23 protein-coding genes are annotated in these 26,135 nt (G+C 75.3%); 8 read left to right on the forward strand and 15 right to left on the reverse strand.

Annotated features, from left to right (window positions below; translation table 11 throughout):
- The first annotated feature begins 275 nt into the window (after positions 1–275).
- On the forward strand, positions 276–1,124 hold the full coding sequence (locus ACYVGT_RS21680) for a PAC2 family protein (RefSeq protein ID WP_460861455.1): 849 nt from the start codon (positions 276–278) through the stop codon (positions 1,122–1,124).
- Between the two features lie 84 nt (positions 1,125–1,208).
- On the opposite strand, the gene ACYVGT_RS21685 is transcribed toward ACYVGT_RS21680, so the two are convergent.
- From ACYVGT_RS21685 to ACYVGT_RS21695, 3 genes are all read right to left on the reverse strand, one after another.
- Positions 1,209–1,643, reverse strand: coding sequence for an ABATE domain-containing protein (locus ACYVGT_RS21685; protein ID WP_460861459.1), 435 nt, complete (start codon positions 1,641–1,643; stop codon positions 1,209–1,211).
- Between the two features lie 440 nt (positions 1,644–2,083).
- Positions 2,084–3,316, reverse strand: coding sequence for a cysteine--1-D-myo-inosityl 2-amino-2-deoxy-alpha-D-glucopyranoside ligase (gene mshC / locus ACYVGT_RS21690; protein WP_460861462.1), 1,233 nt, complete (start codon positions 3,314–3,316; stop codon positions 2,084–2,086).
- Positions 3,317–3,440: 124 nt separating this feature from the next.
- Positions 3,441–3,650 carry a hypothetical protein gene (locus tag ACYVGT_RS21695; RefSeq protein WP_460861465.1) on the reverse strand — a complete coding sequence of 70 codons (210 nt, stop codon included), beginning with the start codon at positions 3,648–3,650 and terminating at the stop codon, positions 3,441–3,443.
- A gap of 453 nt (positions 3,651–4,103) precedes the next feature.
- Here ACYVGT_RS21695 and ACYVGT_RS21700 point away from each other — a divergent pair, with 453 nt between their 5' ends.
- A complete protein-coding gene (locus tag ACYVGT_RS21700) occupies positions 4,104–6,650 on the forward strand; it encodes an HAD-IC family P-type ATPase (protein WP_460861467.1) in 2,547 nt (848 codons plus the stop codon).
- Here the strand turns inward: ACYVGT_RS21700 and ACYVGT_RS21705 are convergent.
- From ACYVGT_RS21705 to ACYVGT_RS21720, 4 genes are all read right to left on the reverse strand, one after another.
- A complete protein-coding gene (locus tag ACYVGT_RS21705) occupies positions 6,538–7,377 on the reverse strand; it encodes an SCO1664 family protein (protein WP_460861551.1) in 840 nt (279 codons plus the stop codon). The genes ACYVGT_RS21700 and ACYVGT_RS21705 overlap by 113 nt on opposite strands.
- Positions 7,378–7,511: 134 nt before the next feature.
- Positions 7,512–8,084 carry a DUF3090 domain-containing protein gene (locus tag ACYVGT_RS21710; RefSeq protein WP_460861469.1) on the reverse strand — a complete coding sequence of 191 codons (573 nt, stop codon included), beginning with the start codon at positions 8,082–8,084 and terminating at the stop codon, positions 7,512–7,514.
- 203 nt (positions 8,085–8,287) lie between these two features.
- Positions 8,288–9,061, reverse strand: a complete 774-nt coding sequence (locus ACYVGT_RS21715; RefSeq protein ID WP_460861473.1) for an MSMEG_4193 family putative phosphomutase — start codon at positions 9,059–9,061, stop codon at positions 8,288–8,290.
- Positions 9,062–9,113: 52 nt separating this feature from the next.
- Positions 9,114–10,304 carry an undecaprenyl-diphosphate phosphatase gene (locus ACYVGT_RS21720; protein WP_460861476.1) on the reverse strand — a complete coding sequence of 397 codons (1,191 nt, stop codon included), beginning with the start codon at positions 10,302–10,304 and terminating at the stop codon, positions 9,114–9,116.
- A 384-nt stretch (positions 10,305–10,688) separates the two neighbouring features.
- Here ACYVGT_RS21720 and ACYVGT_RS21725 point away from each other — a divergent pair, with 384 nt between their 5' ends.
- Both ACYVGT_RS21725 and ACYVGT_RS21730 read left to right on the forward strand, forming a co-directional pair.
- Complete coding sequence (locus ACYVGT_RS21725) at positions 10,689–11,639, forward strand: aldo/keto reductase (protein WP_460861479.1); 951 nt, start codon at positions 10,689–10,691, stop codon at positions 11,637–11,639.
- Between the two features lie 515 nt (positions 11,640–12,154).
- Entirely contained in the window at positions 12,155–14,347 is a 2,193-nt protein-coding gene (locus ACYVGT_RS21730; RefSeq protein ID WP_460861481.1) for a helix-hairpin-helix domain-containing protein, read from the forward strand.
- Positions 14,348–14,463: 116 nt separating this feature from the next.
- Here the strand turns inward: ACYVGT_RS21730 and ACYVGT_RS21735 are convergent, their stop codons facing one another.
- Positions 14,464–14,796 carry a DUF2795 domain-containing protein gene (locus tag ACYVGT_RS21735; RefSeq protein ID WP_460861483.1) on the reverse strand — a complete coding sequence of 111 codons (333 nt, stop codon included), beginning with the start codon at positions 14,794–14,796 and terminating at the stop codon, positions 14,464–14,466.
- A gap of 260 nt (positions 14,797–15,056) precedes the next feature.
- Here ACYVGT_RS21735 and ACYVGT_RS21740 point away from each other — a divergent pair, with 260 nt between their 5' ends.
- Together ACYVGT_RS21740 and ACYVGT_RS21745 are read left to right on the forward strand one after the other, a co-directional pair.
- Positions 15,057–16,184 carry a baeRF2 domain-containing protein gene (locus ACYVGT_RS21740; protein WP_460861485.1) on the forward strand — a complete coding sequence of 376 codons (1,128 nt, stop codon included), beginning with the start codon at positions 15,057–15,059 and terminating at the stop codon, positions 16,182–16,184.
- Between the two features lie 168 nt (positions 16,185–16,352).
- Positions 16,353–16,769 carry an SSI family serine proteinase inhibitor gene (locus ACYVGT_RS21745; RefSeq protein WP_460861487.1) on the forward strand — a complete coding sequence of 139 codons (417 nt, stop codon included), beginning with the start codon at positions 16,353–16,355 and terminating at the stop codon, positions 16,767–16,769.
- Positions 16,770–16,836: 67 nt separating this feature from the next.
- On the opposite strand, the gene ACYVGT_RS21750 is transcribed toward ACYVGT_RS21745, so the two are convergent.
- The 3 genes from ACYVGT_RS21750 to ACYVGT_RS21760 all read right to left on the reverse strand — a co-directional run bounded on the left by ACYVGT_RS21750 (position 16,837) and on the right by ACYVGT_RS21760 (position 18,376).
- Entirely contained in the window at positions 16,837–17,076 is a 240-nt protein-coding gene (locus ACYVGT_RS21750) for a hypothetical protein (RefSeq protein WP_460861488.1), read from the reverse strand.
- Between the two features lie 20 nt (positions 17,077–17,096).
- Complete coding sequence (locus tag ACYVGT_RS21755; RefSeq protein WP_460861490.1) at positions 17,097–17,408, reverse strand: Uma2 family endonuclease; 312 nt, start codon at positions 17,406–17,408, stop codon at positions 17,097–17,099.
- A gap of 116 nt (positions 17,409–17,524) precedes the next feature.
- Complete coding sequence (locus ACYVGT_RS21760) at positions 17,525–18,376, reverse strand: helix-turn-helix transcriptional regulator (RefSeq protein ID WP_460861491.1); 852 nt, start codon at positions 18,374–18,376, stop codon at positions 17,525–17,527.
- Between the two features lie 219 nt (positions 18,377–18,595).
- Here ACYVGT_RS21760 and ACYVGT_RS21765 point away from each other — a divergent pair, with 219 nt between their 5' ends.
- Positions 18,596–20,236, forward strand: coding sequence for an AMP-binding protein (locus tag ACYVGT_RS21765; protein WP_460861495.1), 1,641 nt, complete (start codon positions 18,596–18,598; stop codon positions 20,234–20,236).
- Between the two features lie 187 nt (positions 20,237–20,423).
- On the opposite strand, the gene ACYVGT_RS21770 is transcribed toward ACYVGT_RS21765, so the two are convergent.
- From ACYVGT_RS21770 to ACYVGT_RS21785, 4 genes are all read right to left on the reverse strand, one after another.
- The gene (locus ACYVGT_RS21770; protein ID WP_460861498.1) at positions 20,424–21,176 is read right to left on the reverse strand and encodes an SDR family NAD(P)-dependent oxidoreductase; all 753 of its coding nucleotides are present in this window, start codon (positions 21,174–21,176) and stop codon (positions 20,424–20,426) included.
- A gap of 204 nt (positions 21,177–21,380) precedes the next feature.
- Positions 21,381–22,145 carry an enoyl-ACP reductase FabI gene (fabI, locus tag ACYVGT_RS21775; RefSeq protein ID WP_460861500.1) on the reverse strand — a complete coding sequence of 255 codons (765 nt, stop codon included), beginning with the start codon at positions 22,143–22,145 and terminating at the stop codon, positions 21,381–21,383.
- Positions 22,146–22,255: 110 nt separating this feature from the next.
- Entirely contained in the window at positions 22,256–22,960 is a 705-nt protein-coding gene (gene fabG / locus ACYVGT_RS21780; RefSeq protein WP_460861503.1) for a 3-oxoacyl-[acyl-carrier-protein] reductase, read from the reverse strand.
- A gap of 174 nt (positions 22,961–23,134) precedes the next feature.
- A complete protein-coding gene (locus ACYVGT_RS21785) occupies positions 23,135–24,175 on the reverse strand; it encodes a phosphotransferase family protein (RefSeq protein ID WP_460861505.1) in 1,041 nt (346 codons plus the stop codon).
- A 217-nt stretch (positions 24,176–24,392) separates the two neighbouring features.
- Between ACYVGT_RS21785 and ACYVGT_RS21790 the strand changes: the two genes are divergently transcribed.
- Positions 24,393–26,036: a glycoside hydrolase family 10 protein gene (locus ACYVGT_RS21790; RefSeq protein WP_460861509.1), complete on the forward strand. Its 1,644-nt coding sequence runs from the start codon at positions 24,393–24,395 to the stop codon at positions 26,034–26,036.
- Positions 26,037–26,135 lie beyond the last annotated feature (99 nt).

Consider the following 26,135-nt stretch of genomic DNA (forward strand, 5'->3'; position numbering starts at 1 on the left):
TGTGGGCGCACGGGTAGGCCCCGGAACGCACTGGGGGGTAACAGCCCAGGTCGCACGCCGGGGGCAAGGCCCTTCTCGCCCGGAAACCGGCGGAATGGCCGCTGCGTGGAATCAGTTGTGGTGTGCACGATAGCGCACCGTGTCTCGCAACGGGAGGGGCCGCGCGGATCCGGCCGCGAACCCGTAGGGTGGTGGCGGCGCGCCCTCGCGGGCGCGGCAACGGCAACGACGACGGGCCTGCCCGCGCGGGCGGCCCGGTGCAGAGGAGGCGGCCCGTGCCTGAGCTCGACAGCGTTCCCGAGCTCGTCGAGCCCGTCATGGTGGCCGCGTTCGAAGGCTGGAACGACGCCGGCGACGCGGCCAGCAGCGCCATCGCCCACCTGGCGTCTGCCTGGGACGCCGAGGACCTCGCCGCCATCGACACCGACGACTATTACGACTTCCAGGTCTCGCGGCCGCGCATCACCGTCACCGAGGGCCGGCACGAGGGCGTGGAGTGGCCCTCCACCCGGCTTTCGGTGGCCCGCCCGGGCGGCAGCGGCGGCGCTGACGTGGTGCTGGTCTCCGGCTCGGAGCCGAACATGCGCTGGCGCGGGTTCTGCGCCGACCTGCTCGCGACCGCCCGCGAGCTGGGCGTGCGCCGGGTGGTCCTGCTGGGCGCACTGCTCGCCGACGCGCCGCACACCCGCCCGGTGCCGGTGACCGGCGTCGCCAGCCCGACCGAGCTCGGGCCCGAGCTGGGGCTGGAGCCGACCAGCTACGACGGCCCCACCGGCATCGTCGGCATCCTGCACGACGTGTTCGCCCGGGCCGGCATCGAGACGGTGACGCTGTGGGCCGCGGTGCCGCACTACGTGGCGCAGCCGCCCAATCCGAAGGCCGCACTCGCGCTGCTGCGCCGGGTGGAGGACGTCCTCGACCGCGAGGTGCCGCTCGGCGAGCTGGCCGAGGACGCCCGCGCCTGGGAGCACGGCGTCGACGAGCTGGCGTCGGAGGACGAGGACATCGCCGGCTACGTGCGCAGCCTGGAGGAGGCCAAGGACGCCGCGGAGCTCCCCGAGGCCAGCGGCGAGGCGATCGCCAAGGAGTTCGAGCGCTACCTGCGGCGCCGCCGCAACAGCTGAACCGGGCCGCAGGCGGGCGCGCTGCTTTCCTGCCGGGGCGCGCCCGGCGGTTCCCCGGCCCAGACCGGCCGTGCCGCCGCGCCGTCACAGGCGGATGCGGCGCCACTCCCCCGTCGCGCACACGGCGGCCCAGGCGGCGGCGATCCGCGCCAGGCCGCGCCGCACCTCGTCGACGACGGCCGGGGCGAGCAGCCCGCCGTCAGCGCCCTCGGGAAGCAGCCGCACGGTGACCCGCAGGCCGTCCAGGACCCGCTGGCCGCGGGCGAGCGCGTCGTGGTCGGGGGTGCGGCCGCGGGCCTGCAGCAGCACCGCGCGGATCCCGTCGCGCAGTGCCAGGGCCTCGTCGAAGTCGGCCAGTGTGATGGGGATGGCCCCGTCGGTGACCAGGCCGTGCCCGCGCAGGAAGCGGGCCAGGTCGGCGCGGTCGCCGAAGTCGCCGACGGAGGAGGCGAACGTCCGCACGAGGGCGGCGGCGGTGGACGCCGGGGCGTCCGGCGTGGTTCGGGTGGAGCTCGTCATGCGGCCATCCCACCACGGAACGCCACCCACTGGTGGCGTTGCGCTGATTTCGGTCCGGGACCGGCCGTACGGGAACTCTGCGCGGTATACACCGCAGCGCCCGTTCCGCATACAGTCGGCCGCCCCGGATGCGTTTCACCCCCGGCGCACCCCGGCCCGCGGGAGCGCAGGGGGTGCTGCGCGGGGCGCCGCCCTCCCCTGCGGGTCCGGGCGGACGCCGGGCGCCTGCCGGGCGCCTGCCGGGCGGCGCGGCATACCCCTGCACCCCGGTCCGCGCCCGCGTCCTGCGCTCCATCCCTCCGCTGCGGCCGGCGGGCCGCGGTCTGACGGGACCGTCCCCCGGGCGCCGCGATCCGGATCCGGCTGCGGGGTCTGCCCCGTTCGGCGAGCAGGGCCGGGGCGTGCCGGGCGGATGGCGGCCGATGTCCGCCCGGCACGCTCTACGGCCGCAGTGCGATGCCGAGGAGCGCGTCCGCGGTGTCGGCGACCAGCGCCGGCGCGGCGGGGTCGCCGGACGGGTCGGCGTGGGCCGCCTCGGCCCAGGCGTCGATCGCGGCGAGCGCTGCGGCGGTGTCCAGGTCGTCGGCGAGCGCTGCGCGGACCGCGGTGAGCACCGGCGCGGCGTCCGGGCCGGCCGGGAGTGCGGCGGCCGAGCGCCAGCGGGCGATCCGGGCGGCGGCGGTGTCCAGGACCTGCTCGGTCCAGGTCCAGTCGGTGCGGTAGTGGTGCGCCAGCATGGCCAGCCGGATCGCCATCGGGTCGGCGCCGCGCTCGCGCAGCCCGGACACGAACACCAGGTTGCCGCGGGACTTCGACATCTTCTCGCCGTCCAGGCCGACCATGCCGACGTGCATGTAGTTCTGCGCCTGCGGGTGCACCCCGGTGGCCTTGGCAGACTCGGCGGCGCCCATCTCGTGGTGCGGGAAGACGAGGTCGCTGCCGCCGCCGTTGAGGTCGAAGGCGGTGCCGAGCTCGCTGAGCGCGATGGCGCTGCATTCGACGTGCCAGCCGGGGCGGCCGCGGCCGAGCACGGTGTCCCAGGCGGGCTCACCGGGGCGCTCGGCACGCCACAGCAGCCAGTCGAGCGGGTCCTTCTTGCCGGCGCGCTGCGGGTCGCCGCCGCGCTCGGCGAACAGCTCCAGCATCACCGCCCGGTCGAGGTGGCCCACCGCACCGAACTCGGCGGCCGCCTCGACCGCGAAGTAGATGTCGCCGTCCAGCTCGTAGGTGGCTCCGGCGTCGCGCAGCCGCGCCACGAAGTCGGCGATGAGGCCGACCGACTCGACGACGCCGACGTAGGCGCGCGGCGGCAGGATGCGGAGCGCCTCCATGTCGCGGCGGAACACCTCGATCTCGCGGGCGGCAAGGTCGCGCCAGTCCTCGCCGTTGGCGTCGGCCCGCTCCAGCAGCGGGTCGTCGATGTCGGTGGTGTTCTGCACGTAGTGCACCTCGTGGCCTGCGTCCCGCCACACCCGGTTGACCAGGTCGAAGGTGAGGTAGGTGAAGGCGTGCCCGATGTGCGCGGCATCGTAGGGCGTGATGCCGCAGACGTACATCCGCGCCTGGCGGCCCGGGTCCGTGGTCCGCCGGGACCGGGTGGCGGTGTCGTGGACGCTGAGGGGGCCGCCGCTCCCGGGCAGGCGGATGATTTCGGGCGCAGACCAAGAACGCATGGTGTTGAGAGTATCCGGCCGCCCGCGCTCGGGCCGCTCCGGGAGGGGCGCGGGCGGCGAGAGGTTTTCCCTCGCCGCAGCGGGAATACCCGGGACCGGCCCGCCGTGCCGGGCGGACCCCGGCTCAGCCGCGGCGGGAGCCGCGCACGATGCCGCCGACCGCGGCCGCGACCGCCACCGCGCAGAGCGCGGCCAGTCCGGTGTTGCCGGTCTGCCAGTGCAGGTAGGCGCCGGAGAGTCCGACGAGGTAGAGCAGCCAGTAGCAGGCCGACCTGAGCAGGGGCCCCGGCTCCAGAGCAGTCCGCCCCCCGGGCATCCCGGGCGTGTCGCCCATACCGCGGCCCCTCCCTTCGCGTTCCGGCAGCCCGCCGCAGCGGCGGTACTGCTGTTCAGACGTCGGAGGGAGGTGCCGGGTTTACCGGCCGCACCGCCGTGCAAACCTACCCCGGCGCAGCCCGCTCCGGCCGCACCCCGCACCGCGCGCGTGTCGCCGGGGCGCGGCAGCCGCTGCTCCCGCGGGGCCCGCGCGGGGGCCAGCACCTGCGGGCCGGGGTGCGGCCGCACCCCGGCCGCCCGTGGTGTGGCCCTTATCGCACCAGTACCTGCGGTCCCCTAGGCTTCTGTGCCACGGGCCGCGCGACTCCCCGATGGACCCGACGCCACGGGGGAAATCCCCCGGTCCTGGTTGCCGACTGCTGCCGGCGGCGGACCCCGTCCGCGCCGGCGCCGCGGCAGCCAGGGTCAAGCGCTGTGTCCCGGTTCTCGACCCTTCTGAGCGGGAGTGCGGATGACGACCCATGCCGACCGGAGCGGAGCCGGTGTCCGCGGACTGACGGCGGCCGAGGTCGCCGAGCGGATCGCCGGCGGACAGAGCAACGACGTGCCGGTGCGGGCGAGCCGCAGCGTCGCCGCCATCATCCGCGGCAACCTGTTCACCCGGATCAACGCGATGATCGCGGTCCTGTTCGCGATCATCGCGGTGATCGGCCCGATCCAGGACGGCCTGTTCGCCCTGGTCATCGTCGTGAACACGCTGATCGGCATCGCGCAGGAGCTGCGCGCCAAGCGGACCCTGGACCGGCTGGCGATCGTCAACGCCGCCCATCCGCGGGTGCTGCGCGACGGCGCGACCGCCGAGGTGACGCCGCAGGAGATCGTGCTCGACGACATCATCTCCTGCGCGCCCGGCGACCAGGTGGTGGTGGACGGCGAAGTGGTCGCGGCGACCGCGCTGGAGATCGACGAGTCTCTGCTGACCGGCGAGTCGGACCCGGTGCTGAAGCAGCCCGGCGACACCGTCATGTCGGGCAGCTTCGTCGTCGCCGGAGGCGGCATGTTCCGCGCGACCAAGGTCGGCCGGCACGCCTACGCCGCGCGGCTGGCCGAGGAGGCGAGCCGGTTCAGCCTGGTCCGCTCCGAGCTGCGGTCCGGCATCAACCGGATCCTGACCTTCATCACCTGGGCGCTGTTCCCCATCGGCGGCCTGCTGGTCTACAGCCAGCTGGTGCTCAACGGCGAGGTCGGCATCCGCGAGTCGATCGGTTCCGGCGCGGTTCCGGGGCCGGTGGCCGACGCGCTGCGCGGCACGGTGGCCGCGCTCGTGTCGATGATCCCGGAGGGCCTGGTGCTGCTGGTCAGCATCGCCTTCGCCGTCGGGGTGATCCGGCTGGGCCGGCGCCAGTGCCTGGTGCAGGAGCTTCCCGCCATCGAGGGCCTGGCCCGCGTCGACGTGGTGTGCACCGACAAGACCGGCACGCTGACCGAGAACGGGATGGCGCTGGCCGAGGTGCGCGACCTGGGCGGCGCGGACGCGCCCGGGGCCGCGGCCGGCCCGCGCGCGGTACTCGCCGCGCTCGCCGCCGCCGACCCGCACCCCAACCCGAGTATGCAGGCCATCGCCGAGGCGGTCCCGGAGCTGCCCGAGGGGTGGGAGCCGATCGCGCAGGCCGCGTTCTCCTCCGCGCGCAAGTGGAGCGGGACCTCGTTCGCCACGCCGGGCGGGGAGCGGCACTGGGTGCTGGGCGCCCCCGACGTGCTGTCCGACCCGGACGGGCCGGAGGCCGCCGAGGCCGAGCGGATCGGCCGGCAGGGCCTGCGGGTGCTGCTGCTCGCCGAGGCGGCGGACCGGGTGGACGCCGAGGGCGCGCCCGGACCGGTGCGGCCGGCCGCGCTGGTCGTGCTCGACCAGCGGCTGCGCTCCGATGCCAAGGACACCCTCGACTACTTCGCCGACCAGGGTGTCGAGGTCAAGATCGTGTCCGGCGACAATGCGGCCGCCGTGGGCGCGGTCGCCCGCCGGGTCGGCGTGCCCGGCGCCGAGGACCCGGTGGACGCGCGCAGCGGCCCCGGCCCCGACGAGGTCGACCGGGCCACCGTGTTCGGCCGGGTCACCCCCGAGCAGAAGCGCGGCATGGTGCGCAGCCTGCACGCCCGCGGCCGCACCGTGGCGATGACCGGCGACGGCGTCAACGACGTGCTGGCGCTGAAGGAGTCCGACATCGGCGTGGCGATGGGCTCGGGCAGCCCAGCCTCGCGCGCCGTGGCGCAGATCGTGCTGCTCGGCAACAGGTTCTCGGCGCTGCCGGCGGTGGTGGCCGAGGGGCGGCGGGTCATCGGCAACATCGAGCGGGTCGCCAACCTGTTCCTCACCAAGACCGTCTACTCGATGACGATGGCGACGGTGGTGAGCATGCTGGCGGTGGCCTACCCGTTCTTCCCCCGGCACGCGACGCTGATCAACGCCGTCACCTTCGGCATCCCGTCGTTCTTCCTGGCGCTGGCACCCAACATCGAGCGGGCGCGGCCCGGGTTCGTCGGCCGCACGCTGCGCCTGGCGATCCCATCGGGCCTGATCAGCGGACTGGCGGCGATCACGACCTACCTGCTGGTGCTGGACGGCGCCAGCATGCCCACGGTGGCCGACCGCACCGCCGTCGTCATCACGCTGTGCGCCACCACGCTGTGGGTGCTGCTGCTCGTCGCCAAACCGTATGTGTGGTGGAAGGTCGTGCTGGTCGGCGCCATGGTCGGGCTGCTGCTGCTCGCCCTGCTCACCCCCTTCGGCCAGGACTTCTTCGCGCTCGACGTGAGCGAGCCGGGCACGGTCGCCACCGCACTCACCGTCGCTGCCGGCGCGGCAGCGCTGATCACCGTCGTCCGCGTGGTCGACGACGGGTTCATCCGCCGGCGCCGCGAGCGCGAGGACGCCGAGCACGCCGCGCTTACACGGGCGGCCAGGGAACGGACGGCCACGCCGGGGACGGATACGGATGGACCCGGTGCTGCAGCAGCAGCTCCACCCGGCGGCGGAGCGCATAGCGCTCAGGCCCGGTGAGGTGCTCGGCGAGGGCGGCGGCCAGCGCGCCCTCGCCGAGCCCGGCGAGCAGCCGCTCCAGCGCCTCCGGCGCCCCGGCGGGCAGCGGCTCGCCCTGCCACTGCCACAGGACCGTGCGCAGCTTGTACTCGGCGGCGAACGCGACACCGTGGTCGCAGCCGTAGAGGTGGCCGCCGGGCACCGGCAGGAGGTGGCCGATCTTGCGGTCGGAATTGTTGATGACGGCGTCGAACACCGCCATCCGCCGCAGCGCGGGGTGGTCGGTGCGCTGCGCGAGGCCGATCAGGTCGGCGGAGTCGTCGCCGCCGATCCACCACTGCACCATCCCGGGGCCGAGCGGGCCGTCCCGGTGCACGGTCGGCGGCACCACCGACCAGCCCAGCGCCTCGGAGACGAGGAAGGCCGCCGTCTCGCGGCCGGCCAGCGTCCCGTCCGGGAAGTCCCACAGCGGCCGCTCGCCCTCGACGGGCTTGTAGACGCACGCGGCGCGCACCGGCGCGCCGGTGGCGGGGTCGAGGACGGGTACGGCGCCGGGCAGCTCGGCCGCCGAGGCGGCGTCGGCGGCGCCGGCCGGGTCGGCCGCGGGGTCGGGCAGGCCGCCGGCCGCGGGGTCGGTGACGGTGCAGTAGAAGGTGGCGTTGGAGGCCGCCGTCAGCCGGCCGACGATGTCGATCCGGCCGCGGTGCAGCAGGTCCGCGGCACCGTCCGGAACGGCGGAGCCGGGCACCGCAGTGCCTGCGGCCGGCTCGGGAGCGGCACCGCTCCGGGCGGCACCGCGCGGGGCGGTGCCGCCAGGGGCGGGGGCGCCGTGGTGCAGGGCGGGGTCCGGGGGGCCCGGCGTGCCGGGCGCGCGGTCGCTGCTCACTGCCCGATGGGCTTGTAGCCGTTCTGCCGCGGGCAGATGTGTCCGGCCGGGTCGAGCGGCAGTCCGCACAGCGGGCAGTCGGGGCGGCCGGCCGAGACGACGCGCATGGCGCGCCCGGCGAAGGCGCGTGCGGCACCCGCGGTGAGGTGGACGCGGAGCACGTCGCGGTCGGCGGGGCCGGTGTCGCTGAAGACCTCGACCTCCTCCTCGTCGTCGGCGTCCTCGTCGTCGCGGACCGCCTCCTGCGCCTCGACGATCACCCGGGACGACTCCGAGTCCCAGGCCAGCGCCAGCGTGCCGACCCGGAAATCCTCTTCGATGGGCTGTTCCAGCGGGCCGTCGTCGGTATCGGCGGATGCCTCCTGCTCCGGCGGCTCGCCGAACCGGACCCGGACCTCCTCCAGCAGCTCCTCGATGCGCTCCGCCAGCGCCGAAACCTGCTGCTTCTCCAGAACCACCGAGGTGACGCGCCGCTCGCCGCTGGCCTGCAGGAAGAAGGTGCGCTCCCCGGGCCGGCCGACGGTCCCCGCCACGAAGCGGGCGGGCGGGTCGTACAGATAGACGGACATGCCTGCACCTTAGAGGATTGCGGCGCCGCGAACCGCATCAGCGGGCGGGGGCGGCCGGCCTCCCGCGCGGAGCCGGAGGGCCGGATCCGCGCGGCGCCGATCGGGGGTGCGGGCGGAGCCGCGCTTCCGGGGACCAGCGCAGATGCGGTGCCGGACCGGTGTGTCCCCGCTGGCGGGGCGGAGGGGCGCAGCGGGGCGCCGGCTCAGCCGGCGGTGCGTCCCGCGCCCTCCGCGGGGCCGCTGGGCGCCTGCTCCCCCGGCGCCTCCCCCACCGCGCCGGCGCCGCCGCCCACGACGGCGTCGCCGGCCGGCTCAGCGGGCGGCGCCAGCCCTTCCGCGGTGGCGCCGACGTCGTTGAGGCGCAGTACGAACGGCCGGAGCGGGGTGTAGCGCACCGCCGACACCGAGGCCGGGTCGACCTGGATGCGCTGGAACAGGTCGAGGTGGAGTCCGAGCGCGTCGGCGAGCAGCGCCTTGATGACGTCGCCGTGGCTGCAGACCACGATGAGCCGGTCCCCGGCGGGGGCGGCTGCGGACGGTTCGGCGGCCGCGGTCCAGTCGGCGATGCCGGCCGCGGCCCGGGCGGCCATCGCCGCCATGGACTCGCCGCCGGGGAAGCGGGCGGCGGCCGGATGCGCCTGCACGACCGGCCAGAGGGGGTCGCCGGCGAGGTCGGCCAGCGCCCGGCCGGTCCAGTCGCCGTAGTCGCATTCGATGAACCGGTCATCGGTGTGCAGCGGCGCGCCGACGGCCTCGGCGAGCGGCGCGGCGGTTTCGGCGCACCGCTCCAGGGGGCTGGTGACGACCGCGCCGACCGGCAGCCCGGCCAGCCGCTGCGCGACGCCGGCCGCCTGCGCGCGGCCGCGGTCGTCGAGGTGCAGCCCTGGCGCACGGCCGGCGAGGACGCTTCCGGTGGCGCCGGTGAGGCCGTGCCGCAGGAGCAGGACGGTCGTGGAGGACTGAGGTGGGGTGGCCATGGGAGCACCCTAGGCCGTGTCGGCCGGGCAGGGCGCGCGGCGCTGCCGGCGGTCAGCCGGCGGGGGCCGCGCCGGGCTCTCCGGCGCCGGTCCCGGCGCCGCCCTGCTGCCCGCTCTGTCCCCCCTCCTGGGCGCCGCCGGCGGTCTCGGCCGGGTCGTAGGTCTGGCCGGTCACCGGGTTGACGGGCAGTCCGCTCTGCTCGTCGATGTCGACGTCCATCCCCAGCTCCGGGTCGTGGTAGAGCCCGGTCTCGGGGTTGCGCGGCAGTCCCACCTCGGGGTCGATCTCCCAGCCGGTGGCCGGGTCGGTGCTCGGCGAGGGCGAGGGTTCGGGCGAGTGCTCCGGGGACGGGCTGGGCTCCGGCGCCGCCTCCGCCTCCCGGCCCTGCTCGCTCTGCTCGGCCTCCGCCTTCTCCGGGCCGCCGGCGGGGTCGAGGGCGCCGAAGCTCACCAGGGTGAGGATGAGGATGCCCATCGCCACCCGGTAGTAGACGAACGGCATGAAGCTGTGCGTGGAGATGAACTTCATCAGCCAGGCGACGCAGGCGTAGCCGATGACTCCGGCGACCGCGGTGCCGACGATGGTGGCGGTCCAGCCGGCGTACTCGTTTCCGCCGATGTCGGTGAGCTTGTACAGCCCGGAGGCGAACACGGCGGGCATCGCGAGCAGGAAGGAGAACTCGGCGGCGTCGGTGCGCTTGAAGCCGAGCAGCATGCCGCCGGTCATGGTGCCGCCGGAGCGGGACACGCCGGGGATCAGCGCGAGACACTGGAAGAGGCCGAAGGCGAGGCCGCGGCCCATCGTCAGATCGGCGATGACCCGGTGCTTGCGGGTGTAGCGGTCGACGATCCCCAGGATGACGCCGAAGATGATCAGGGTGAGGGCGATGATCCGCAGGTCGCGGAAGACCGTGTCGATCTGCTCCTCGAACAGCAGGCCGAGGACGCCGATCGGGATGGTGCCGATGATGACGTACCAGCCGAGCCGGGCGTGGATGTCGCGCCGCAGGTCCTTCTTGAACAGCGACTGGGTCCAGATCGTCAGGATCGCCCAGATGCGCTTGCGGAAGTAGACGAGTACCGCGAGCTCGGTGCCGATCTGGCTGACCGCCGTGAACGCCGCGCCGGGGTCGGGCCAGCCGAAGAACGCGGAGATCACCCGGATGTGCCCGCTGGAGGAGATCGGCAGGAATTCGGTCAGGCCTTGGACGACTCCAAGGATGATGGCCTCGATGATGGACACGGTGGGCTCGGCTCCTGGATGGCGTCGTGCTGCGGGCGAGTGCGCGGGGGGACACCGCGCGGCCTCCGGCGGTGTCGGGAGCACCGGTCGGCACGAGGGGGCGGGGCCGTCCGGCGGCCCTGGGCAGCTTACTCCTTACCCTCCCGCCCCGGACCGCCCTCGGGCGGCCGCGCCGGGCACCCGCGGCGGGCCCCTCCCGGCCGCCCGGCTCTGCGGCCGCGCCGGGGCCGCGTGCCCGCCCGCACGCGGACAGCCCCCGGCACCGGAACCCGCGGCGGACGGGCGGACCGGGGCTCCCGGCGCCGCTCCGCTGCCCTGGTCCCCACCCCAAACCTCCCGACATGTCCGCGCCCACCAGCCCGCAAGCAGGTAACCTCCGACGCCATGGAACAGCGACAGGCGGGTGGGTCGGGGCTTTGGGTCTCCTCCGTCGCCCTCGGCACCATGACCTGGGGCAACGACACAGGGCAGGACGACGCCTCGGACCTGCTCACCACGTTCGTGGATGCCGGGGGGACGCTGATCGACACCGCCGACATCTACAACGGCGGTGAGGGCGAGCGGATCCTCGGGCGGCTGCTCAACGGGGTGGTGCGGCGCAGCGATGTGATCATCGCCACCAAGGCGGGGCACGCCACGGACGGCCACCGGCCGTTCGACACGTCGCGGCGCCACCTGCTGTCGTCGCTCGATGCGTCGCTGCACCGGCTGCAGACCGACCACATCGACCTGTGGCAGCTGCACGTGCACGATCCGGCGACGCCGCCGGACGAGACGCTGTCCGCCATGGAGTCGGCGGTGGCGTCGGGCAAGGTGCGCTACATCGGCGTCGGCAACATGGCGGCGTGGCAGTTCGCGACGTATGCGGCCTGGCAGGAGGCGCGGTGCGCGACCCGGGTGCTGACGGCGGGGGCCGAGTACTCGCTGCTGCGCCGCACACCGGAGCGGGACCTGCTTCCGGCGGCGCTGTCCCGCGGATCGGGCCTGATCGCGTGGGCCCCGCTGGGCCGCGGCGTGCTCAGCGCCCAGTACCGGAACGGGGTCCCGCCAGGATCGCGGGCCGGCCGCCCGGACATGGCGTCCTACGTGGAGCCCTACCTCACCGACCACGGGCGGCGCGTGGTGGAGTCGGTGTGCACTGCGGCCGACGGGCTCGGCGTCTCCCCGCTGGCGGTGGCCCTGAGCTGGGTGCGCGACCGACCGGGCGTGGTCTCCGCGGCCGCCGGCCCCCGCACCCCGGCGCAGTTGGAGGACATCCTGGCCGCCGATGACGTCCGCCTCCCCCGCGAGATCCGCGACGCCCTGGACGACGCGTCCTCGGCCCGCCGCCGCTGACTCCTCCGCCCGCGGCGGCACCGGTCCGGACCGCGCCGGGGTTCCGCCGGCGCGCCCGCAAGCCGTCCGCAGGAGTTCACCGGCGCTTGGCGCGCGGCTTCCGTTCCGCCGCGCAGAATTCATCCGGCGCGGCCCCGCGGGGCGTCCGGGCGCCGGGGCCGACCGCCGGGCCAGGCTCCTCGCGCAGCCGCGCGCTCACCTCGCCCGGCTCCGCGGCCCTCCGCAAAAGCCGGCGTCCGATCGCCCCGGAACGGTGCTCCACCGAGGGTGCTGCCCGGCCGGGCAGCACCGCCCCCGCCTGCCGCACGGCGCCGCGGCGGCCGGCAGCACAGGCCCGCCCCAGCGCCGGGGTGCGTCCCCAGCCCGTGCGGTGCGGGCGGTGGGCGTCGGCCGCGAGCGCTAGGGTCGGACTCCTGTACGCCTCCCCCGCGGGCGGCACCAGCCAGCCGGCGCCCGCTGCAACCGGGCCCCGGCGCGTGCAGTACCGATGCGCAGTACCGAGAGGAACCCACCGCATGGCCGAGGACGCAGAGCGCACGCGCGCGGCGCTCGCAGGGATGGGCGCGCCGGAGACGCTCGCGGCGCCGCTGGCCGCAGCGCTCGGCCCGGACGCCGCCGAGCAGCTCGCCGCCGATCCGTGGCGGCTGCTGGCGCTGCCCGGTGTCACCCTCGACCAGGCCGACTACTGCGCGCGCCAGGCCCTGGGAGAGGCGGCGACGCCCGGCGACCCGCGGCGCGGGCGGGCGGTCGTCGCGCGGGTGCTGGCACGCGCGGCGCGGAGCGGGTCGACCGCCGTCGCAGAGGCCGACCTGGTCCGCGCGCTGCATGCGGTGCGCATCACCGATACCGACCCCGCGATCGCCGCGGCCGTAGACGACGGCACCGCGCTCGTCTTCGAGGCGCTGCCCGCCGAGGACGGCGCCGGCGATGAGGACGAGCCGCCCGCCGAGCTGCCCGAGCCCGAGCGGTTCTACGCGTCCGAGGGGCCCGGACTCGCCGAGCAGGACCTCGGCGAGGGGGCGGCCCGGCTGCTCGGCACGGCCGAAGCGGTGATGGACCCGGCAACCGCGGCGGAGGCCGTTGCGGCGGCGGGCGCGCGGCTCGGCGCGCCGATCCCCGCGGAGACCGCGGCGGCCGCCGTCACCGCGCTCCGGCACGGGGTGGCCGTGCTCCACCACGGCTCCGCGCACGCCGCCGCGGTGCGCCAGACGGTCGCGGTGCTCGCGCAGGCCGCGGCGGACAGCGGCGTCGGCCTCGCCGTCACGGCTCCGACCGCGCAGGCGACCGCCCATCTCACCTCGGTCCTGGGCGACGCCATGGCGGTCCCCGGTGCCGCCCTCCCGGCCGATGGCGCCGCGGAGACGCCAACGCCGGACCCCGCCCCCGGCCCCGCCCCGGAAGGCGCCGGCGCGGACGGCTCCGATGCAGCGGAGGGAGCCGCTGGACCGGCCCGCACCTCCGCTGCTGCGGGCGGCAGCGCAGCGGACTCAGGCAGTGCGACCGCCGCGGAGGCGGCGGGCGGCAGCGCTGCGCCCGCGAAGCCCCCGCGCACGGACCGCGTGCCTTCGGATGTCGACGCCACCGCGAAGGCAGCCGCCGACCTGCAGCGCCTGCTCGGCGGCGCGCCGGTACCGGCGCCGGACCGGGCGTTCGCCGCGTCCCTTTCCGGGCTCTCCGCCCCTCCGCCGCCCGCCCCGGAGCGCCAGACCGGGCCGGCGGGCGGGCGCGGGTCCGAGCCTCGGCCGGCGCGCAGCCGCCTGCGGGAGCACTCGGCGGGCACAGCGGCCGACCTGTCGGCGCCGGTCCCGCTGGCGCGGCTGCTCGACGCGGGCTCCCCCGTCCGCGCCGGCATCGTGGTCGTGGCAGCGGCGATGGCGCTGGATGTGGAGCGCGCGGCGGAACTGGTCGAGGCGTGCGACGACGGCACGCACCTCGTGCTGCTGGCCGACCCGGCCGAGGCGCCGTCGGCCCGGCCCGGCCGGGTTCCGGCCGACCTTGCCGAGTCGGGTCAGGTCGCGGTGGCCGAGCTGCCCTCCGATGGCGGCGGTCCGCTGGCCGACCTCGCCGCGGCGGTCGCCGGCGGGGATCTGGCGCCGGCCACGGCGCCGGACCGCGAGGTCGTCGTGGTGCCGGCCGAATCGGGCGCCGAGGCAGTGCACCGCGCGGTGCAGCTGATCGGAGACTCGATTCCGCGGGCCGTCGGCATCGCGGCGGGCCACATCCAGATCGTGGCGGCGGCGCGCGGCGGCGACGCGGGCACCGACGCCCTCAACCGCGCCTGCAAGGAGCGGTTCAACCCCGGACCCGGTGCGATCGGCGGCCTCGACCCGGGGGACCGGGTGGCGCTGGCGGGCGACGGCCCCGGCTACACGGCCGGCGACACCGGCGTGCTGCGCGAACCGGGCGGCGACGGCCGGCCCCGGGTCGCGCTCGCCGACGGCACCGAGCCGGCGGTCGACCCGGCCGTGCTGCGGCCGGGCTGGGCGGTCACGATCGCTGCAGCGCACGGCGGCCGCTGGCCGGCCGTGGTGGCGGTGTTCGGTCCGGACACCCGCGGCTCCCGTCCGCAGGTCTACACCGCGCTGACCCGCGCCACCCGCCACCTGTCGATCGTCCAGGCCGCGGGCCCCGGACTGTCCCGCGCCGTCGCCGAGCGCCCCGGACTCCCCCGCACCACCCGCCTCACCGCAGTCGTCCGCGAGGGCTGACCGGGCGGCAGCGGCGCACCCCCGGCGCCGGCCGCCGGCGCCCGCGGCACCCGCGGTGCCCGCCCGCAGGTCCGCACCGCGGCGCCCGGCGCTCTTCCCGGCCGGGCACGCGGCGGTCAGGCCTTGCGGTTCTCGCCGAGTTCCTCTTCGATCGGGTTCACCGGGCGGGTGGGCTGGTCCTTCTCCGACGCGCCGCCCGTGGTGTGGCCGTGCTGCTGCTGGGCCTTGGCGGACTCGGTGCGCGACTGGCCCTCGGGCTGCAGCGGTACCGAGCGGAGCACTTCGTTCGGCTCGTCGTACCGGGCGGGCGGCATGGCCTGCACCGCGCTCAGCATCTCCCGGTCGCCGCCGGCGTCCTGGACCCCGGCGACGATGGCGTCCTTGTCCGCCGGGAACGGGATCCCGCCGAGGATCTCCTGCAGGCCGTCGACTCCGCGCTTGACGGTCATCGTCCTCATCCCCCCTCGCATCGGGTGCCTCACGGGTGCGCTACCCGATCAGCGCCGGACCACCCATCATCCCCGCGCACCCTCTGCTGCGGGCAAAGGCTGCACCGCCGATCCGTATTCTCGCCAAACTGAGCGCACGGACCTGCATGGACGCGCCGCCACCGGGCAGGGCCCGGGTGAGGCCGCAGTGACCGCTGAGCCAGGAGGACACCGGCTCGCGCCTGCCGCGCACCCGCACCCGGATTGCGAGGACAGACATCATGGACCTCTCTTTTCTCCGCGACATCTACGCGGCCGAGGGACCGGTAGCGACCGTGCACATCGACGTCTCCCGGGACGCCGCCGATGCGGACGAGGAGGTCCGCATCCGGTGGGGCAAGGCCCGCGCCGACCTGCTCGACCAGGGCGCCGGAGAGGAGACCGTGGTGGCGCTCGACGAGGTGGTCGGCGCCACCCGCGGCGCGCCCGGCCCGCACGGGCAGACGGTGGTCGCCGCGGACGGCCGGGTCCTGCTGGACCGGACCGTCGCGACGCCGCCCCGCGAGTACTCCGCGCGAGTCGGCCCGCTCCCCGACGCCGTCTCCTACCTGCGGCGCAGGGGCGAGGACGTGCCGACCGTGCTGGTGCTGGCCGACGGGTCCGGCGCCGACATCGCCGCGGTCGGCGCCGACGGCCGCTGGCTGCGGACCAGCACCGGGGAGGGCGAGGGGCCGCTGCACAAGCCGCGCGGCGGCGCATACCACCACAACCAGATCCAGCGCTCGGTCGACGAGGCCGTCAAGCACAACATGAAGTCCGTCGCCGACGACGTCGCGGAGGTCGCCGGCGAGGCGGACCCCGAACTGGTCCTCATCGCCGGCGAGGTCCAGGTCCGCGGCGAGCTGCGGGACCGGCTCCCGGCGGCGCTGCAGGACATCGCGGCCGACGTCGAAGCCGGCTCGCGGGATGCCGGCCTGGACGACGCTCCGCTGCAGGACGAGGTGTCCCGCCTCCGCGGCGAAGCGGCGCAGCGCCGGGTCGACGAGGCCGCCGAGCGCTTCGAGCACGGGCGCGGCCCGGCCGGCGGCTCGGTGGAGAGCGACGCGGTCGAGGGGGTGGCCGCGGTGGTCGCGGCGCTGCGCTCGGGCGCGGTGGAGACGCTGCTGTGGCCGGACGACCTCGAAGAGCGCGACGACGAGGTGTGGATCGGCCCCGCTCCCGAGCAGATCGCCCGCACCGAGCAGGAACTGCGCGACCTCGGCGTCGACGATCCGCGCCCGGAGCGGGTCGACGCCGCGGTGCTGCGCGCCGCCGCCGGGACCGGGGCCTCGGTGGTGTTCGTGCCGCGCAGCCGCCTGCTGCTCACCGAGAGCATCGGCGCGCTCCTGCGCCACCCCGTCGCCCTCTGAGGCGGTGGGTCCAGCGCACCCGGGCCGGGCGGCCCGGGTGCGCCACGCGGTGCATATCGGGGCGGATTCCCGCGTTTTCGATACAGATAGTGATCGCCTGGCTACGATTTCCCTGCCAGCAACCCGGGTTCCTTCCCCGCTGGGAACCGCGATCCGACGGGAGTCGATGTGATCCGTGTCCTCCGCCCGCTCAGTGCGCTCCTCGCGGCCGGCGCCGCAGCCGCAGTGGCGTTCGCCCCGGCCGCCCTGGCCGAACAGCCGACCCGGGGATCGGTGTGGGCCTACGACCTCACCGTGACCGATGCGCACTCTGCGGAGCGGTCCGTGACGCTGCACTGCAGCCCGGCCGGCAGCGGGGGCAGCCACCCCAGCGCCGCCGACGCCTGCGCCGCCATCGCCGAAGCGGGATCGGTCGGCGCGATTGCCGGTCGCGGCGGCGCCTGCACCATGGAGTACCGCCCGGTCACCGCAACCGCCGACGGCCGCAAGCTCTCCGGCTCCGGCCCCGACACCGACCGGTTCACCGAGGAGTACTCCAACCCCTGCACGCTGCAGGCCGCCAAGGGCCCCGTGTTCGACTTCTGAGACCGCGCCACTGAACCCCGCGCCCGCCCTCGCCCCGAGCGAAGGCGGGCGCGCCGCATTCCAGCGGCTACCGGCGGCCTGCCCCGCCCGGGTCGACCGGTAGCTCATCGGTATCGACGGCCAGCACGCCCAGCGGGCCGGGGAGTTCAACGGCGCCCCCGTAAGGCACCTCTCCGCGACGGGTGTACACGCCGTCCCGGGGTTCCCACATCCACCGGACCGCGGCACGGTAGGGATCGAAGAGCGCGTACAGGCCGTTGCCTGCCGACGCGTAGAACCCGGGCTTGTCCGCAGAGCCGCGGCGCACGCTGTTCGGCGAGGCGATCTCTACGGCCAGCTCAATGAGGTCGGGGGGTACTCGGGCAGGTTCCGGTCGGCTTCGGTGCGGGGAATCAGCGCCAGGTCGGGGCAGAGCTCACTGTCGTACTCGGGGAACGGCGACCGCACATCACTGATGAACTCCCACTCCGGACCAACCATCGTCTCCAGTTGCCGCCAGAGGCGCACCATGGTCTTGGTGTGCACCGGGCGGACCGGGCTCATCATGATGTCCCCGCGGATGATCTCCACCTTGTAGCCGTCGAATTCACCATCGAAGCGGCGCAGCAAGGAGTGCGCGTGGTCGAGCACCGCAGACATCAAGGCACCCCCTCCGCTCTTGGGGAGTCCATCGTACGCAGCGGCGCTCGCGAACGGCCGGAATTCCGCCCTTGCCTGCGGATATCGCGGGCCGGGCGCGCATGCAGGGCTCGCGGCTACGGCAGCAGGCCCCGGCGGCGGGCCTCGGCGACGGCTTCGGTACGGGTGTGCACGCCGAGGCGGCGCATGGCGGAGCGGAGGTAGGACTTCACCGTCTCGGGGCCCAGGCGGAGGCGGGAGGCGGTGTCGGCGTTGGTGCAGCCCAGGGCGACGCAGCTGAGCACGTCGAGTTCGCGGGGCGGGAGGGCGGGTGCGGACTGGGGCGGGGCCGCGGCGGCGTCCATCCGGGTGCAGACGTCGAGCAGGCGGTCGCGCAGGTCGGAGTCGCCGAGGGCGCCGGCCAGGGAGCGCAGTTCCGCGTTGAGTGCGCGGACCTCGGCCCAGGGCGGTGCGGCGGCCCCGCCGGCCGCTGCGGCGTCCCGGGCGTCGGCGAGGTCGAGGGCGCTGCGCCGCGCCTCGTCGCGCGCCCGGATCCGGCCGGCGGCCCGGTCGGCCACCCGGGCGAACGCGTCCACGGTGCGCTCGCCCAGCGCCAGCGACCGGCGCAGCCCGCCGAGGACGACGCCGCGGGTCTGCCCCTCCACGACGACCGGCACCGCCACGATCGCCTTGAGCCCTTCGGCGCGGACCGCCTCGTCGTAGTCGTGGCTGATCCCGCCGGCCGCGAGGTAGTCGGGCACCCAGGCGGGACGGGCCGAGGTGAGGGCCTGGCCGCCGAGGCCGCGGCCCGGCTGCACGACGAGCCCGCGGATGGCGTCGGTCCCGGCGCCGGAGAGCTCGCTGTAGTGCAGCCGGCCGGACGCGCGGACCGCGCCGCCGAACACCACCGGCAGGCCGGTGCCGCGGCGCAGCACCGGCAGGGCTGCCCGGATCTCCGCGCTGTCGTCGCGCGCCGCCTCGGACCTCATGCCGCCCTCCGCATCGCGAATCCCCCCGTTCGGGGGTGATGAGACGTGCCTCACACCGGTCACGATCCTAGTGGGCGCGGGCACCCCCGGCCATGCGGTCGGCCGAACCCGTCCCCGCCCGGCCGCGTGCGCGCGAGGGCCCGCGCGCCAGCGGCCCGCCACCGGGCCCGTCTGACAACCGGCGCACGCGATGAAGCGCCACGACCCGAGGAGGGCACCTTGACGGCACCCCCGGCGCGCTCCTACGCGAGCGGCCCCTCCACCACTCCCCTGCTCGGCGACACGATCGGCGAGAACCTCGACCGGACCGTGGCTGCGCACGGCGGCCGGGAGGCGCTGGTCGACGTCCCGTCCGGGCGGCGGTGGACCTACGCCGAGTTCGGCCGCGAGGTCGACACCACCGCCCGCGCGCTCATGGCGGCCGGGCTGCGCGCCGGCGACCGGGTCGCGCTGTGGTCACCGAACCGGCCGGAGTGGACGATCCTGCAGTACGCGACCGCGAAGATGGGCGCGATCCTGGTCAACGTGAACCCGGCCTACCGGCGGCACGAGCTGGAGTACGTGCTGGTCCAGTCGGGTGCGGCGCTGCTGGTGTCGGCGCTGAGCCACAAGTCCAGCGACTACCGCGCCATGGCGGAGGCGGTCCGCGGCGCGGCCCCGGAGCTGCACGGCATCGCCTATTTCGACGACCCGTCCTGGACGCGGCTGCTGGCCGGCGCCTCCTCGGTGGCGCCGCAGGAGCTGGCCGCGCGGTCGGCCTCGCTGTCCTGCGACGACCCGATCAACATCCAGTACACGTCCGGCACGACCGGGTTCCCCAAGGGCGCGACGCTGTCGCACCACAACATCCTCAACAACGGCTTCTTCGTGGGCGAGCTGCTCAGCTACACCGAGCAGGACCGGATCTGCCTGCCGGTGCCCTTCTACCACTGCTTCGGCATGGTGATGGGCAACCTGGCGGCGACCTCGCACGGCGCGTGCACGGTCATCCCCGCGCCGTCGTTCGAGCCGGCCGCGACGCTGGCCGCCGTGGAGCAGGAGCGGGTCACCTCGCTGTACGGGGTGCCGACGATGTTCGTCGCCGAACTGGGGCTGGCGGACTTCGCCGACTACGACCTGTCGAGCCTGCGCACCGGAATCATGGCGGGCTCGCCGTGCCCGGTGGAGATCATGAAGCGGGTCGTCGCCGAGATGCACATGGGCGAGGTGGCGATCTGCTACGGCATGACGGAGACCTCGCCGGTGTCCACGATGACCCGCGTCGACGACGACCTGGAGCGGCGCACCGGCACGGTGGGCCGGGTCCTGCCGCACCTGGAGGTGAAGGTCGTCGACCCCGCGAGCGGCCGCACGCTGCCCCGCGGCGAGTCCGGTGAGCTGTGCACCCGCGGCTACTCGGTGATGCTCGGCTACTTCGACGAGAGCGAGCGGACCGCCGAGGTGGTCGACGCGGGCCGCTGGATGCACACCGGCGACCTCGCGGTGATGCGCGAGGACGGCTATGTCGCGGTCGTCGGCCGGATCAAGGACATGATCATCCGCGGCGGCGAGAACGTGTACCCGCGCGAGATCGAGGAGTTCCTCTACACCCACCCCGCCATCGCGGACGTACAGGTGGTCGGTGTCCCGGACCAGGTGTACGGCGAGGAGATCCTGGCCTGCGTCGTCGCGGCCGACCCGGCCGACCCGCCCACCGCCGACGACGTGGTCCGGTTCTGCCGCGGCGAGCTCGCCCACTACAAGATCCCGCGCTATGTGCGGGTCGTGGAGTCCTTCCCGATGACGGTGAGCGGCAAGGTCCGCAAGGTCGAGCTGCGCGCCACCGCGGCCGAGGAGCTGGGCCTGTCCGCCCCCGCCTGACCTCCCGGCCGGTTCCTCAAGGGGGGGGTGAACCGGCCGGGTACCGGGCGGCCGCGGCGCTCCCCGCAGGGGGCGCCGCGGCCGCCGTCCTGCGGTGCGGCGCCGGGCAGGCGGAACGCAGGCCGGCTGCCGCAGCCCGGGCCTCGGCGCGGGGCCGGTGCTCCGCCCCCCTGCGCCGCGGGAGCGCTCAGACCCGGTCGAGGAAGCCGCCGTCCACCACGAGGTTGGCGCCGCTGGTGAACGCCGACACCGGGCTGGCCAGGAACGCGATCGCGCGGGCGACCTCCTCCGGCCGGCCCAGCCGCCCGGCGGGAATGGCGTCCCGGATCTCGGTGTAGAACTCCGGATCGCTCTCCCTGCGCCGCGCCCAGCCGCCGCCGGGGAACTCGATCGGCCCGGGCGAGACCGTGTTGACCCGGATCCCCTCGGCCGGCAGCGTCCGGGCGAGCGAGGCCGCGTAGTGGTTGAGCGCTGCCTTCACCGGGCCGTAGGGCTTGGGGCCGGACGGCCGCGCCACGTGCAGCGCCGACGTCGTGGACACCAGCACCACGGCTCCGCCCAGCGCCGACGCCGCCAGATGGGGGCGGGCGTGCTCGGTCATGTGCACGAACGGCATCACGTCGGTGTCGAAGGAGGTCTGCCATGGCGCTGAGCTGCCCGCGGAGACGTTCGAGACGAGGACGTCGATGCCGCCGAGCTCGTCGGCGGCGGCGTCGAGGAAGCCGCGCAGCGCGCCGGGGTCGGCGACGTCGACGGCGCGGGCGGCGACCCGCCCGCCGGCCGCGCGCAGCTCGCCGGCGGCCTGCTCCAGCGGCTCTGCCGTCCGCGCGCACACCGCGAGGTCGGCGCCCTCGTCGGCGAAGACCTGCGCGGTGGCGCGCCCGATGCCGCGGCTCGCTCCGGTGACGACGACGCGGGCGCCCTTGAGTCCGAGGTCCATGCCTGCTCTCCTTTGCGACTGGTTGCGGCGCGGCGGCCGGTGCGCTGCCCCGCTGCGGGTGCCCTTCCGGAGCCGCGGCGCCGCCTGTCCCCCGGGGGCGTTCCTTTCCCGATCGGCCCGGGCCCATCCGCGCCGGGCGGGAGACGCCGGACACGGGTGCGCCCCGGGCGCGCAGGTGCGCGGCCGGGGCGCGGTTCCGGCGCCCTAGGCGCCGGTGGAGTGGAACCCGCCGTCGACGTGGACCATCTCACCGGTGGTGGCGGGGAACCAGTCGGACAGCAGGGCCACCACGGCCTTCGCCGCCGGCTCCGGGTCGGCGGCGTCCCAGCCGAGCGGCGCGCGCTCGGGCCAGCTGCCGGCGAGCTCGTCGAAGCCGGGGATGCTGCGCGCGGCCATGGTGCGCAGCGGGCCCGCGGAGACGAGGTTGACCCGGACCTGCTCGCTGCCGAGGTAGCGGGCCAGGTAGCGGGCGGTGGAGGCGAGCGCCGACTTGGACACGCCCATCCAGTCGTAGACCGGGTAGGTGAGGCTGTTGTCGAAGTCGAGGGCGACGACCGAGCCGCCGCCCTTGAGCAGCGGCAGCACCGCCGTGGTGACCGACTTCAGGGAGAAGGCGGAGGTGTGCATCGAGGTGGCGACGTCCTCCCAGGACGTCTCCAGGAAGTTGCCGCCCAGCCCCTCCTGGGGGGTGTAGCCGATGGCGTGCACGATGCCGTCGAGGCCGTCGACGTGCTCGCTGACCCGCTCGGCGAGGGTGGACAGGTGCTCGCCGTCGGTGACGTCGAGCTCCAGCACCGGCGGCGTCTCGGGGAGCCGCTGCGCGATGCGGTTGACCAGGCTGAGCCGGCCGAAGCCGGTCAGCACCACGGTGGCGCCCTGCTCCTGGCAGAGGCGGGCTACGTGGAACGCGATCGAGGCGTCGGTGAGTACGCCGGTGACCAGGATGCGCTTGCCGTCGAGGATTCCCATGAACGTCCTTCTCACTGTTCTGCGCCGGCGCCGGGCCCGGGGAGGCGGCGGACCGCGGCGGGGAGCTGGTGTGCCGCCGCGCGGAGCGCTGCGGAGCTGGGGGCGGTGCGCTAGTGGCCCATGCCGAGGCCGCCGTCGACCGGGATGACGGCGCCGGTGATGTAGGCGGCGTCGGGGCTCGCCAGGAAGCGCACGGTCGCGGCGATCTCCGCGGTGGAGCCGTACCGGCCCAGCGGGATGTTCTTCTTGATCTCGGCCTGGCGCTCCTCGGGCAGCTGGGCCGTCATGTCGGTGTCGATGAAGCCGGGGGCGACGACGTTGACCGTGATGTTGCGGGAGCCCAGCTCGCGGGCGAGGGACCGGCCGAAGCCGACGAGGCCGGCCTTGGAGGCGGCGTAGTTGGCCTGGCCACCGGAGCCGAGCAGGCCCACCACCGAGGAGACGAGCACGATGCGCCCGGTGCGCTGGCGCATCATGCCGCGCACGGCGCGCTTGGCGACGCGGAACGCGCCGGTGAGGTTGGTGTCCAGCACCGAGGAGAAGTCCTCCTCGCTCATCAGGGCGAGGAGCTGGTCCTTGGTGATGCCGGCGTTGGCGACGAGGACGCCGACCGGGCCCTGCTCCTCCTCGACACTTTTGAAGGCGGCGTCCACCTGGGCGGAGTCGGTGATGTCGCAGCGGACGCCGAACAGCCCCTCGGGCGGCTCGCCGGAGCGGTGGGTGACGGCGACGGCGTCGCCGGCGGCGGCGAGCTCGCGGGCGATGGCCAGGCCGATCCCCCGGTTGCCGCCGGTGACCAGTGCCGAGCGGGTCATGTGCTGGATACCTCCGAATGCGCGCTGCGGGCGCGGTGAGATGCAGGTCGGAACGGACAGCAGCGTACAGACCTACCCGCTGGTATAAGAACCGCGGGCACTGCGCGGATCCGCACACCGGGCCGGCCGTCCGGAGCGGGAACCGGCCGGCGAGCGCGGCGGCGCTTCCCTGGATCAGCCGGCCTGGGCCAGCCGCTCCCGGCCGGCGGCGACCAGGCCCGGGACCGCCTCGCCGATCTTCTCGAAGTCGGCGCCGACGGTCTTGCCCTGGCTGAACCGGTAGTGGATGCCCTCCAGGATGACGGCGAGCTTGAAGAAGGCGAAGGCCACGTACCAGTCGAAGGACGACAGGTCGCGGCCGGAGCCCTCGGCGTAGCGCTGCACCAGCTCGTCGACGGGCGGGAACCCGGGGGCGCGGGCGGCGTCGCCGACGCCGGGCAGCTCGGTGCGCTCGCTGCCGCTGTAGACCGCGATGAGGGCGAGGTCGGTGAGCGGGTCGCCGAGCGTCGACATCTCCCAGTCGAGCACCGCGGTGATGCGGTCGCCGCCGCCTCCGGATCGCACCAGCGCGTTGTCGAGCCGGTAGTCGCCGTGCACGACGGCCGGCGCGGGCGAGGCGGGCAGCCGCTCGGCGAGGCCGGCGCGCAGCTCCTCGGCGCCGGGCAGGTCGCGGCTGCGCGAGGCGTCGAGCTGCTTGCCCCACCGGCGGACCTGCCGCTCCAGGAACCCCTCGGGGCGGCCGAAGTCCGCCAGCCCGACTGCAGCCGGGTCGATGCCGTGCAGCGCGACGAGCGTGTCGACCAGGTCGAGGACGACCGCGCGGGTGCGCTCCGGCCCCAGCTCGGCCAGCTGGCCGGCGGTGCGGTAGGGGGTGCCCTCGACGAAGTCCATGATGTAGAAGTCGGCGCCGAGGACGTCGGGGTCCCGGCACAGCAGCCGCGTGGCGGGCACCGGGACCGCGGTGGGGGCGAGCGCGGAGATCACGGTGTATTCGCGGCCCATGTCGTGCGCGGTCGGCAGCACGTGGCCGAGCGGCGGGCGGCGCACCACCCAGCGGGAGCGGCCGTCGGTCAGCTCGTAGGTGAGGTTGGACCGGCCGCCGGCGATGAGCCGCGCGGTGAGGCCGCCGGCAACCATCCCGGGACGCTCGGCGTCCAGGTAGGCGCGGAGCCGGACCGGGTCGAGTCCGGGCGGGTTGCTGCCGGCGTGCTCCACGGCGTCTCCACGGGGTGTCGGGGGCCGCGCGGGCGGCCGGATCGGGTGCGCGGGCCAACATACCACCCGGTTTGTCGGTGGCTGCGGGCGGGAGCGGCCGCCCGCCGGGCCGCGGCGGCCCGGGCGCGCCGAGGATGCGTAGGAGTATTGCGTTTCTCCCGATAATGATGAAGGTTTCCTTCTAAGGTGACTCGCGACACCGCTGGAAGGAGCCGTCTTGGCCTCGATCCCCCGCTCCTCGCCCCCGGGCCCCGCCCGGACCCGCCGCCCCCTGCTCCCCGCTGCCGCCGCCGCGTCTGCCGCGGTGCTGGCGGGCGCGCTGCTGTCGGCCCCGGCCGCCCACGCCGCCCCCGCACCCGGGAACCGCGGCGGCACCGGAGCCGAACCCGGCGGCGAGTGCACCCCCGACCCCGAGGCGCCGCCGAAGCGGCAGATGCGCGCCGAGTGGATCGCCGGGGTGGAGAACATCGACTGGCCCAGCGCCCCCGGGCTCTCCCCGGAGGAGCAGAAGGCGGAGCTGACCGAGCTGTACGACCGCGCTGAGGCCGACGGCCTCAACGCGGTGTTCGTGCAGGTCCGGCCGACCGCCGACGCGTTCTGGCCCTCGCCGCACGAGCCGTGGTCGGAGTGGCTCACCGGAGAGCAGGGCACCGACCCCGGCTACGATCCGCTCGCCTTCGCCGTCGAGGAGGCGCACGAGCGCAACCTGGAGTTCCACGGCTGGTTCAACCCGTACCGGATCGCCATGCACGACGATCCCTCCCGGCTGGTGGAGGACCACCCGGCGCGGCAGAACCCGGACTGGACCTTCACCTACGGCGGCAAGCTCTACTACGACCCCGGGATCCCCGAGGCGCGCGCGTTCGTCGTCGAGGCGATGATGGACGCGGTGGAGCGCTACGACATGGACGGCGTCCACTTCGACGACTACTTCTACCCCTATCCGGTCGAGGGCGAGGAGCTGCCCGACGAGGACACCTTCGCCGAGCACAACCGCGGCATCGCCGACATCGGCGACTGGCGGCGGGACAACGTCGACCTGCTCGTGCAGGAGATGGATGCCGCGGTGCACGCCGCGAAGCCGCACGTGAAGTTCGGCGTGAGCCCGTTCGGCATCTGGCGCAACGCCTCCACCGACCCGGACGGCTCCGACACCTCCGGCAGCGAGTCCTACGACGACCAGTTCGCCGACACCCGCAAGTGGGTGCAGGAGGGCTGGCTGGACTACATCAACCCGCAGGTCTACTGGGAGATCGGCCTGCCGGTCGCCGACTACGCCAAGCTCGTGCCCTGGTGGGAGCAGGTCGCCGCGGACGCGGGGGTGCAGCTCTACATCGGCCAGGCCGCCTACAAGGTGGGCAACGAGGGCGCCTGGTCGGATCCCGGTGAGCTCAGCGCGCACCTGGACTTCAACCGGGACCATCCGGGCGTGCACGGAGACGTCTACTTCTCCGCGTCCAGCCTGACCGGCAACGCCGCCGAGGCGTGGGAGGTCGTCAAGCAGGAGCACTACGCCCACCCGGCGCTCATCCCGGTCAAGGAGGACCTGGGCGGCGGCGCCCCGGAGGCGCCGTCGGCAGCCGCGGCGGACGGGGGCGGCGGACTGGCGGTCACGGCCGGCGGCGACGGCGGCGGAGACGGCACCGCGTCCTACGCGGTGTACGGCTTCGACGGCGCCCCCGACCCGGACACCCAGCTGTGCGGCCTGGAGGATCCGCGGAACCTGGTCGGCACGGTCCGCGCCGGCGCGGACGGCACGGCGTCGGTCCCCGTGCCGGACGGCGACCGCACCTACTACGTGACGGCCCTGGACCGCCTGCACCACGAGAGCGCTCCGGCCGAACCCGTCCACCTGCCCTGACACCGGCGCGGCCGCGCTCCGCACCGCGGCCGCGCCGGAGCAGCGGCGCCCCGCCCAGATCCCCTCGGGCGGGGCGCCGCCTGGCGCGGCACGCGGCAC

Source organism: Nocardiopsis coralliicola (assembly GCF_054779695.1).